Source organism: Streptomyces sp. NPDC006259 (assembly GCF_042870975.1).
In the GTDB taxonomy this organism is placed as follows: domain Bacteria; phylum Actinomycetota; class Actinomycetes; order Streptomycetales; family Streptomycetaceae; genus Streptomyces.
In genome coordinates, this window is record NZ_JBIAHY010000002.1 from 1,248,224 (window position 1) to 1,259,224 (window position 11,001).

Consider the following 11,001-nt stretch of genomic DNA (forward strand, 5'->3'; position numbering starts at 1 on the left):
ACAGTGGGCTCATGACTGTTTCTGACGGCGGACCGTACGTGAACGGCGGCGCAGAGGCCACCGAGAGTTCGACCCTGGCGCTGGACGACGGCGACATCCACGTGTGTCAGGACGGCCCCCGCGACGCCCGCGCACTCTTGCTCATCCACGGGTCGGCATCCTCGACCCGCTCGTGGGACTCGCTGGTTCCCCTGCTGACCGGATCTCACCGCGTCATCCGGATCGACCTGCTCGGGCACGGCCGGTCGGCCAAACCGACCGACCGCAGCTATGCGCTCCCGGACCAGGCACGCCGGGCCGGCGCGGCACTGGACCGGCTCGGCGTCGAGCACGCCGTGGTCGTAGGCCATTCCAGCGGCGGCGTGGTCGCCACCGCCCTCGTCGAGCAGCGACCCGACCTGGTGACCGCGCTCGCGCTCGTCAACACCGGACCCAGCCTGGACGCCTTCATCGCACCGCAGTCCGTCGCCATCGGACTCTCCCAGTGGCCGCCGACCGACGAGCAACTCCGTCGGTTCGCGAGCACCGGTTGCAGCCGTGCGGGCTACCAGATCCCACCGGAGCTCCTGGACGACGTGCGCTGCATGACCCACCACTCGCTCACCGCAACGATGCAGGCCACCCGCGAGTACCTGGAGCAGCGCGCGCTCCCGGACCGGCTGACGGCGCTCGGCAAGCCGCTACTGGTGATCTTCGGTGAGGACGACCGCAGGTGGCGATCCTCATCCGCCGCCGACTACCGCTCAGTTCCGGGCGCGAAAGTCGAGTTGCTGCCCGGTCTCGGACACTCACCCATACTCGAGGATCCCCCGCGGACCGCAACTCCCCTGCTGGCCTTCACCACGATCCACGCCGTACGGGTGGACTGAATGACAATGAGGGGTGCCATGCGGATTCTCGTCTCCGGCGCCAGCGTCGCCGGCCCGGTGCTGGCGTACTGGCTCACCAAACACGGCTTCTCTGTCACCGTCGTCGAGCGCGCGCCGACTCCGCGCAAGACCGGCGGCCACGCGGTCGACCTGTTCCGGCCCGCGATGAACATCTCTGAGAAGATGGGCGTGCTTCCGCGCATCGAGGAGCGGGCCACCGGCACCAACCGGATGACTGTCCAGCAGGAGGGCGCACGGCGTCCCGTCCGGGTGGACCTCTCCAAGATCTTCAGTGCCGCTTCCGACCGGCACGTCGAGGTCATGCGCGACGACCTGAGTGAGATCTACTACGACGCCGCGCGCGACGACGTCGAGTACATCTTCGACGACTCGATCACCGCCATCTCGTCCGACGGACTGGTGCGGTTCGAGAAGGCCGCACCGCACCGCTTCGACCTCGTCGTCGGCGCGGATGGGCTGCACTCCAACGTGCGCCGCCTCGTGTTCGGAGACGAGTCCCGCTTCAGCGCCTTCACCGGGGCGTACCTCGGGGTACTGACCCTGCCGAACGTCTCCGCGCTCGATGGCGAGCTCCTCATGCACGTCGGCGTCGGCCGCACCGTCGGCATGTACGGCGCGCGGCACCTCGGCGACGCGCGGGCGTTGTTCCTGTTCCGGAGCGAGCGCGAGCTCGACTATCACCACCACGACGTGCCCCGGCAGAAGGAGCTGCTGCGCGGTGCGTTCGGCGGCATGCACCCTGACGTGGACGACTGGCTGGACGAGCTCGACCGCACCCCGGCGTTCTACTTCGACTCGATCACCCAGCTCCGCATGAACACCTGGTCGCGGGGGAGGGCGACGCTCGTCGGCGACGCGGGCTACTGCCCCGGCCCGGCCGTCGGCGGCAGCACCAGCCTGGCCGTGGTCGGAGCGTACGTCCTCGCGGGGGAGCTGGCGCGGGCGGGCGGTGACCACGAGCGCGCCTTCCCCGCCTACGAGGGAGCGATGGCGGAGCACGTGCGCGGCAGCCGCGCGGCAGCGCTCAGCGCGGCGAAGACCCTGATCCCCACCTCACGCCTCGGAGTGCAGGGGCTGGCCCAGGGCGCCCGCCTGATCTCCGCCCTGCCCGCGGGGCCCAGCCGCGCCCTCCTCCGCCTCACCACCAAGAGCGCACGCCTCTACAACTCCATGACCGTCGACGACTACCTGCCGTCGCCCACCGCATCGCGAGGCCGAGTTGGCTTCGCGGGCGACCTTGGAGGCGGGCTCGGGGTGGAGTGAGGAGTGCTCGCCGCCCTGCTGGCGGCCCGGCTTGCGGAACTCAGTGGCTGCTGCGCAGGCCCGCGTCCCCAAAGATCGCTGCGCAGAGCCGAGGGTTGGTGAAGTTACGGCTCCAGCCTGCATCGGGCACGCGATAGGACGCAGGTCCCGCGCACACCCGCCACGCCAACTTGCCTGCCCTCCAGCCGGGTTGAGCAAGGAGCAGTGTTGCTGGACGTGTGGCAGAGCCCTGATCAGGGACGAGGTAGGAAAGAAGGGATCCCGAGATCGACTGACCGGCCCGGTTGCTCGGACCTCAGGGCCTGCTTCCGTTTCTCGCGCAGAAACTGCAGTGTGAGGTCGATGCCTTCGATCTCACCCAGCCAGCCTTCGGTCTCTGCTTGCTTCCGGCGGGCCTCCAGATCCTCTTCCAAGTCGTCGAGACGTGACAGCATCTTGGGATTCACCTGAAGCATTGGGCACGGCAGACAAGCGTGCTCATGCTGGCAAGGTGTTCCGTAGGGGCGGGCGCAATTTCCGAGTTCGACCTTGCGGCGGTCGAAGTGCTCTTGGAACTCGTCCCACTCATCGGACGTTGCTGATCGGTACTCTTCGACAGGGCGCACGGCCCGACGGCGAGCCAGGTATTCCTGATAGTGGCGAACGACATCCTCGTTGAAGACAGCTACATAGCCGCCGGTGGTTTCGATGTTCAGGTGGCCCAGCAGTGCCGCACCGATATGGATGGGTAGCCCGTTGTTGACGATCTCAGTGGCGAACAACCTGCGGAAATCATGGGGGGCGAACGTCAGGCCGACGAAGGCCGGGTTCGCCTCGGCGAGTTCGCGGCAGAGCGTCCTGATCCGATTGGCGATGGTGTTAGGGCTGATCACGCCTCGGCCGCCCCGTGAGCCACGTTGGAACAGGAAAGGCATGGATGCAGACCACTGTCGCTCGTGCGCATCGTAGCGCTGGGTAAGAGGAACAGACCTCCGCTCTCCGGTGATATGGCGGCGAATCACCGATGCGATCACGTGGAAGAGCTCCGCCGACATGGGGATGACGCGCTCTCGGTCGGTCTTCGACGGCGCGATTACCAGGAGGGCGACCACCTCGCCGTTCGGCCTCTGGTACTGCCGGATGCTGAGCTGCGTCAGCTCGACAAGCTCCTCGATCCGGACCCCGCTCAGCCTCAGTGTCTCCACGTAGGCCCAGTCCCAGAAGGCATCCTCTTCTGCTCCTTCAGCATGGATTGCTTCGCCGGTGGCGAGGTCCTCCACACGCACCGGCGCTTTGGAATGACGAGTCTTTGCCTGGTCGGCTCGGCTGTTCGTCCGGCGGTAGGAGCGGCCGGCATGAGTGAACTCCTCGCCGAGCGGGACAGCCGACGCGGCCTGGAGCAGGGCGCGCGACTTCCTGTGCCTCTCCTCCACATGCTCAACCAGCGTGGGCAGAAGCGGTTGCCGTTCACGAATGCGGTTGTCGGTCCGTTCCTTCGCCCTACGGCGGCCGCTTCGCGCGGAGCGCACCTCGTGCCGCGGGACAGGGCACGGTACTGCCCAGACGCCCCACCGATCCGGCTCTTCAAGTGCGATCTCTCGGCGTCGCGTCGGTGGTGGTGAGAGTCGGTGGTGATGTTCTGGGGTGGGGCGTTACAGGGCTGGTCAGCGGATGTTGTGGTGGGGTAGGTCGCTGTCATGAGGTGAGAGATTGAGGGACAGGACCACTGTCGTGGGGCTTTATCGCATGGCGGCTGATGCTGTCTCAGGTTCGTGAGTTCTTTTGCGGTGAGGTGGGCCGGGTCGGTGTGATCGTGGGGTGGACCAAGAGGTAAGGGCCGGTCGTGGGCCTGTGCTGCCCAGGGGGTTGGTGGTGCGTCGTCTGTTGGAGCGGCAGCAGGCGGGGGAGCTGGCCACGCGGCATGTGCGTGCGGTCGCTGAGACGGTGGGTGTCTCGGAGCGCACGGTGTGGCGTTGGCCGGAGCAGGCCAAGACGACCGGGCAGGTGGAGGCGCCGGTTCGGCAGGGGTATGCGGTGTCGCACGAGGTGTGGGCGCTGCTGGGCGAGGTGGGAGGGAATGTTGCTGAGCTGAGGCGCCGGCTGGCCGGGATGGCGGCGGGGCCTCGGTGCCGTCGGCGTCGACACTGCACCGGGTGATCCGCAGGGACCGCCGGGCGGGGCGGGCGTTGATGGTCGAGCGGGAGCCTGAGGTGGCGGGGCCACGCAGGTCCGATCCGCTCAGCGAGCTCGGCCTGAACGTCGTGGCCGGCCAAGGTACAGGCGGGCAGGTTTTTCTGCGCGAGCAGAAGCATCTGGCGCAGGTCCCGGTTCTGGTGCCGGGCGCGCAGGTGGTGCATACGTCCGCTGTGCAGTCGGTGCTGCGGACGGTCGCGCACGCGGCCGCGGTCGGGGCGGTGGTGTGTCTGTACGGCGACGCCGGACAGGGCAAGACCGTCGCGTTGCAGTACGCCCTGTCCCAGCTGCCGCACCCGGCCAGGGTCCGCCGGGTCCACGTCGGTGTGCACCCGACGGTTCCCGAACTGCGCCGGGTACTCGCGGACGCCCTTGAGCTGGGCAGGCGTCTGCCGCGCGGGGCGGGGGAGGCCGACTTGATGCTGGTGAACGCGTTGAGACAGCCCCGCGTGCTGGTACTGGACGAGGCACAGCGTCTTCCGGGGCCGTCGTGTGGATTGGAGGGGTATGTGTAAGGCGGGGTTGCTTTTCTTCTGGTGTCTCGTTGATGGCTTCGGTGGCACGCGCATGGTTCAGGTGTCACCTGAATGACGGTTGTCGCGGGATGGTGGTGCGGTGTGGGGGAGCGGTTTCTCAGGCTGATCGAGGGCGGGCTTGCCACCTCGGTATCCGATGTCGACCAGGCGCTAGATGAGTGGGCTCTCCAGGCCCGCTGTACAGAGGCCTTCGTCCGTGTCACCACCGCGCAGCTGGAATCCTTCCTGGCCCTCGCCCCGGCCCGTCGTGCTTCCCGCCTCGCGGGACTGCGTCAGTTCTTCGCCTATGCCCACCGCTCCAAGGCGGTCCTCCACAACCCCGCCGACCCGGTAACCGCGGTGCAGCAACGGGGATTTCATGGACCTACCCTCGCACTGGCTCAGCAGCGAGCCCTGCACAGACGGTGGACCACCAAGCAGGACATCCACCCGCACGAGGCCTTCATCGGACTCGCCGCCCGGCTCCACGCAGCAACGATCACGGAGCTACGCCTGCTCACCGACACCGGAATCGACCCTGACCACCAGAGCGTTCAGTTTCCCGGCAGGTCAGTGGCCCTCCCGCTGGACGACGCGACTTGGGGGCCCTGCAGCGCTGCCAAGAACATCGGCGCCGCCTCGGCTCGGACAACCCACACCTGCTCGTCACACGCCTCACCCGGACGCGCCGCGGCCCCGCCGGCGCCGCTCACGTCCGCGACAGCCTCGCCCCCGTCGGCCTACTGCCACGCATCCTGCGCTCCACCCGCCTGCTCACCCTCGCAGACGAACTCGACATCAAGGTACTCACCACATCGCTGGGCATGTCATACGCAGGGGTCGCCCACTACCGGCCCGGAACAACGCCGACGAGCTTCATGTGACAGACCACGCACTTCGTACGCAATATGTACGTCGATCGAACGCTGTCCGTACGTTTCATGGGTCACAGTGTGGGAGGTGTTCCATGTTCTGCGCTGCCGTCGCCAGCCGAACGCAAGCGGTCATCGCAGGCAGGGTCCGGCTGCTTTGTCGGAAGGCGTTGTCACGGCCTCACACCAGGCTAGCCCGCCGTAGCCGGGGGGTTCCTAGGTTCTCGGCATGACGATGATCGCCAGCTGGCTTGATCAGGGCATTCGAATGAGAACGGCGGGAACACACACTTCATGACGAACTCCGATGACGAAGTGCAGACGTCCCATACACCGGGATCCCAGCCGAGCGTCCGCCCGGGTTCCGACGAACCGCAGACGATCACGGCGCCGACACCGCCCGTCGCGTGGAGCGGTGACGCTCCGGACCAAGCCGACCTGGCCGACGAAGAGGAGGAGTCGGAACGGCCCCGCACTCGCGGAGAATCGACGATTCCGTCCCAGAGTGACTGAGCCCCTCCTGGGGGTGCGGCTGGCAACGGCGTGTGTTGGGGCGAGGTCAGCGCCCTGCAGGTGCGGCGACGGCCCAGCGGCTGGTTCCGAGGAAGTCATGCCAGGGTGACGGCGGGCTGTCATGATCAGGCCGTCCCGTGCATGGTCAGGTCCATCGCATGCCGATGGTGGACAGCTGCTCCATCCGCTCCGGGGTCAGCGTCGCGGCCCTGCTGCGCTGGTTACCGACCCATGCCCCGAGCCGAAGCTCCCGCTCCTCCTGGTCGTCGCCGACGATCCGCTCGACGTGCTTCCTCGGCACTCGAAGGTGGCCCTCACGCTCGTAGAACTGCCGGGCGGCCTCGTAGTTCATGGCCCATTTGTCGGCCTGGGTGCGGCGCGGGCGCGGCTTCTCGTCCTCGGCCGCGGGCTCGATACCGAGGATGTGCTCGCACATCCATTGCTGCACGCCGGTGAGCTTGTCCCAGCCGAGCCGGACCGAGCGCACCCACCGCCCCAGATCCTCGCCTTGGTGCACGACCATGCCTGGCTCGGTCGGCAGTGTCCCGCCGGCTTCCAGGTGCTGCCGGGTGAGGTGGAAGCAGCGTTGCCATTCGACCGGCCAGGTGGGGCACCAGGACGCGTCGATGTCCTCGAGCTGCTCGCGCCGTTCTTCCGGCAGCGCGCCGGCCGACGACGGAACGGGCAGGCCTTCGGCGCGCCGCTGCTCGATCTCAGCGGCCTTGCGGGCGGCGGCGCGCGCGTTCTTCAACCAGATGCCTACCCGGTAGCCCTGGTAGGTGGCGTCCAGTGGCGCCAGGAGATGGCCCGCTTCGGCAGCCCACCCGCGCGCCGCCGCGAGGCCCTCTTCCCAGGCGACGTCGAAGTGCGACCAGACCATGCCCAGCTTCTCCAGCTGCTTGATGCGGTCGGCATCCATGACACCGCGGACGTAGATGCGCCTCGCGTCGGCGATCCATTGCCCCAGTGGGAAGGAGGCGAGCGAGGCCGGCCACCCCTGGCCTTCGGCTTCCTGGTCCCCGCTCTCGGAGACGCGGTACGTGAACGGCACTTTCAGGTCGCCGTGGAGCCGGTTGTAGATGGTGGCGGCTTCAATGCCGCGGCGCCAGTGCTGGTGTTCGGGGTTGATCACGCGCAGGTTGATGAACGCCGCCAGCTGCGTAGGGTCACGCGGCGTGGAGAACTTCAGCAGTTCCCGGGCCGGCACCGACAGTCGGTCGCTTCGGTCGCTCTTGGCTTCCTCGCCTTCCGCTCCGCTGCGGCTCTGCACACCCCTGACACGGCTCTGCGCCTGCGGCTCGGCGAGTGCTTCCACCATGCGGGTGTCGTGCGCCCTGAGTGCCTCAAGCAGCTTGGCCAGTCCGCCGTACGCCCGAGAGGTGAGCATGTTGTCGGCTGTCTCTCCGGGGCCGAGCAGGACGGGCACCACGAGCGAGGCCATCTTCCCCTCGCCCGGCTGCATGCGCAGTGCGCGGCCGACGGCTTGGACGAGGTCGGGCATGGAGCCGCGTACGTCCGCGAAGTACACGCTGTCGCAGTTGCGGGTGTCGACACCCTCGCCCAAAATTCGGACGCTGCTCAGGAAGGCCTTCTCCACGACGGTACCGTCTGCGGCGATTCCGTCGGCGAACTCGCTCAGCACCTGCCGCCGGTGGCCTGGTTTGTGGTCGCCGCACAGCCAGCCGGCCCAGACCATCCGCGGGTACAGCTCCGGGTCGGCGTCGTGCAGTTGCTTGGCGATGTGGGGGAGGCCGGCCGCGAAGGCTTCGGCCTCCTTCACCATGTGGTGGAAGACCAGCGTGCGCCGGAAGCCCTCCTCCGAGGACGCCTTCACCAGAGCGGTCTGCAGGGCGGCGAGCCGGGTCCCGCGTACCTGCTCGGAGCGCGCGTCCTCGCCCAGGAGTTGTGCGGCTTGGAGCTGGGTGTCGGTGATGTCCAGGCACACGACCTGGTAGGGGGCACAGATTCCCCTGTCGATGGCGTCCGACAACGTAAGGGTGAAACACCTGCTGCCGAACGCCCCGTCCGGATCGTCGTCCATCGAGGCCACCAGTTCACCTGGTGCCCCCTGCTGGGAGTCCTCATCGAGCTGCCACAGCCGTGGCGTGGCGGTCATGTAGAGGCGGCGCAGGGCGGGGATGCGGGTGTTGTCGTGAACGACCGCCCACGGCCGGCCGATCCTGCCCGAAACCCGGTGAGCCTCGTCGACGACGATCAGCGACCACCCCGGAAGGCCGGCGGCGTGCGCGCGTTCCAGTGTGCCGAGCCCGAGTGAGGCGTACGTGGCGAACACGGTGACCTTGTCCAGGTGGCGAGTCCACTCCACCAGCTCGTCCACGTCTGTGGTGTTGGGGAAGGACACCTCCTGACCGCGCAGGGAGGAGACTCCGATCATCGGGCCGGTGCGGCCTCCCTCGCGCCACGCGGTCTCGGTCTGGGCGAGCAGGTCCAGCGAAGGAACGAGGACGAGCACCCGGCCCGCACGGAGCTCCTCCGCACTCCGGGTGGCCACGAGGGTCTTCCCGGTTCCGGTCGCCATGATCACCTGAATGCGCAGCCCCCGCTCCGGAACAGTAGATCTTGCAGGCAATTCGAGCGCCCGGAGAACCGCGTCCACGGCTTCTCGCTGGTGAGGACGGAGTTCCTTCACAGCCATTCCGATCTGCCCTTTTCTACAGACTGGACGAAAAATCCCACACGCCAAAGGCCAGCAACCAGCATGCCACCGCCATGGATGGGGCACGACGCCCTACCAAGACACCGCAGTCACACCTCTGCTCCGGGACACAGATGACCACCCTCAAACGGGGCCACGGAACTCACATCGATGGAGCCATCCAACTCCAGAGCCTATCGCACGCATAGAATGAAGCAGAACAAGCAGAGAATCAGCACCGACCCCCGGGGTACTCCCTCCCCATCACTGTCCACCCTGTAGGAGAGAGCCATGACACAGAAGACGGGAACCGGCGAAGGCAACCGGTTCTGCAAGGCATGCGGCACGCCGGCCGAAGACGGCAAACTGTGCAACCACTGCAACGCCGTCCTGGACCTCCCCGACACTGCAGGACTGGTCGAGGACCAAGGCGCGGCCATACGACGCGACTTCGAAGGACGCACCCAGCAGCAAGAGTGAACGACGCCGAAGGACGAACCCGACCAACCCGACCCATTGAAGAATGTGCACTGGGGTACACGGGCCGGCATGACATCCACAACTGATCGCGTCATGTCCTTGCGGGCCGTGCGGCAGCTGCGCCGGGTCCGCGCCTTCTACGCGGGAGGCGCCCTACTGTGGGCGGTATTGACCGCCTGGACAGGCTGGCAGTTGCCCGCCAGCCGACAGATGTGGGTATCCGCCCTCCTCCTGACCGCCTTCAACGGCCTCCTGCTCACAGCCTCCCTATGGCTACACCGCCTCCAAGCCGCAGGCTCGCGACGCCCCGCGCACCATCCCGCATCACACAGGGCCACCGCACCACGCCACGCGCACGCCTGACCAAACCGCCGGCACGGCAGTACCACCCGCGACCCCTGGTCTCCTCGTGTTTCTGCGCCTCTTCGCGGGCCTGGTTGGAGTCGTTGCCCCCAACCGTTTCTGGCCAATAAACAGCCCTCACAGTGTGGCTGGATGAAGGACCCCGGCAAGACCGAACCCTGTGAGCATCTCTGAAGCCGGTGGGGCCGTCTGTTTTCGGCCCTCTCCCAGACATCGGGAGGCAAGGGGAGGGCAGGGGGTACTCGGATAGATATGGATGGCACACGACTCCGACCAGATGATCAGGGCACACAGGCAACCCGTGCCCGAGGAACGATGCGGATCTGGCGGTGGGCCAGGTGGGCGGCACTTGTTCTCGCGGCCAGCTGGGCGGTCAGCTGGATCGTCAATCTCGTCCAGGGCGAAGGGGGACGAGACCTGTGGTGGCCTCTAGCCAGTACCGTCATCTGGACAGCGATGACCGTGTACGGCTTCAGGACCTACCGGCGGATCGGGACAACGACCCTGCCGGCCATCACCGGCCGCCCATCTGCCTGACCACCTCGGCCAGCCCGCTCCCTTGTGCTGCCTCCCGGCAGGAGCACCGAACAATGACGCTGCCGTACGGAAGCCGAGAGGGGATGGCGATGGAAGCAGCCAAATGGTCGGTAGACCGCGAACGCTTGACCCAGTGGGTCCCTGAGGGCGAGCAGATGACAGCCGGCTGCGCGGTGACATACGGACGCACACTGTGGGGCCTGCTCCCACGACGCGCTTCACTTCTGTTGACCGACCATCGGGTACGAGTACCTGCGCCACCAGGGCAATGACCTCCAGTACGCCATACGCGGTATCTGGTTCGAAATGATGCGCGGCGAGGCCGTGGCGGTCTGCAGGAACCCCCAGGTGCGGGTGGAGTTCGACAAGGGACAGGAAATAGAACTGCGCCGGCACGAGGGCGGGGTGGAGCGCCTGCTGATCAGCCAATGGGATGCGGTGCATGCCGAAGCCCTGTACGCGGCGTTCCCTTCCGAGAGCAGCGATCCGCAGTCCTGAACACCGCCGTGAGAGCCGGGCCGCTCAGGCCGGCGGGCTGCCTCGACCCACACCACCAGACCCCTCCTTGTTGCCGCTCGGGCCGAAGGCCCGTGACCAGGCCCCGCGCAGCGGGGCCGACCTTGGTGGCGCGCAGCGCCACAGGGTGGCTGGAGCGCAGCGAAGGCCACCCGCAGCTCCGGGAGCGCAGCGGACGGAGCATCGCCAGCCCTGCGCAGCAGGGCTGGCGAGCGGGAGATCGG

8 protein-coding genes are annotated in these 11,001 nt (G+C 67.5%); 5 read left to right on the forward strand and 3 right to left on the reverse strand.

The annotated features are described in order from the left end of the window. Window positions 1-11: 11 nt before the first annotated feature. The gene (locus ACFYO5_RS11450; RefSeq protein WP_388707063.1) at window positions 12-869 is read left to right on the forward strand and encodes an alpha/beta fold hydrolase; all 858 of its coding nucleotides are present in this window, start codon (window positions 12-14) and stop codon (window positions 867-869) included. A gap of 18 nt (window positions 870-887) precedes the next feature. Continuing rightward, entirely contained in the window at window positions 888-2,153 is a 1,266-nt protein-coding gene (locus ACFYO5_RS11455; RefSeq protein ID WP_388707066.1) for an FAD-dependent monooxygenase, read from the forward strand. Between the two features lie 233 nt (window positions 2,154-2,386). Here the strand turns inward: ACFYO5_RS11455 and ACFYO5_RS11460 are convergent, their stop codons facing one another. Continuing rightward, window positions 2,387-3,565: a tyrosine-type recombinase/integrase gene (locus tag ACFYO5_RS11460; protein WP_388707069.1), complete on the reverse strand. Its 1,179-nt coding sequence runs from the start codon at window positions 3,563-3,565 to the stop codon at window positions 2,387-2,389. A 720-nt stretch (window positions 3,566-4,285) separates the two neighbouring features. Here ACFYO5_RS11460 and ACFYO5_RS11465 point away from each other — a divergent pair. Continuing rightward, window positions 4,286-4,840 (forward strand): ATP-binding protein, encoded by a 555-nt coding sequence (locus ACFYO5_RS11465; protein WP_388707071.1) that lies wholly within the window; start codon window positions 4,286-4,288, stop codon window positions 4,838-4,840. A gap of 171 nt (window positions 4,841-5,011) precedes the next feature. On the opposite strand, the gene ACFYO5_RS11470 is transcribed toward ACFYO5_RS11465, so the two are convergent. Next, window positions 5,012-5,221, reverse strand: a complete 210-nt coding sequence (locus tag ACFYO5_RS11470; protein WP_388707073.1) for a hypothetical protein — start codon at window positions 5,219-5,221, stop codon at window positions 5,012-5,014. Between the two features lie 1,149 nt (window positions 5,222-6,370). Continuing rightward, a complete protein-coding gene (locus ACFYO5_RS11475) occupies window positions 6,371-8,881 on the reverse strand; it encodes a Helicase associated domain protein (RefSeq protein ID WP_388707076.1) in 2,511 nt (836 codons plus the stop codon). Between the two features lie 291 nt (window positions 8,882-9,172). Between ACFYO5_RS11475 and ACFYO5_RS11480 the strand changes: the two genes are divergently transcribed. Both ACFYO5_RS11480 and ACFYO5_RS11485 read left to right on the forward strand, forming a co-directional pair. Then, complete coding sequence (locus tag ACFYO5_RS11480; RefSeq protein ID WP_388707078.1) at window positions 9,173-9,361, forward strand: hypothetical protein; 189 nt, start codon at window positions 9,173-9,175, stop codon at window positions 9,359-9,361. 1,254 nt (window positions 9,362-10,615) lie between these two features. After that, on the forward strand, window positions 10,616-10,759 hold the full coding sequence (locus ACFYO5_RS11485; protein WP_388707080.1) for a hypothetical protein: 144 nt from the start codon (window positions 10,616-10,618) through the stop codon (window positions 10,757-10,759). Window positions 10,760-11,001 lie beyond the last annotated feature (242 nt).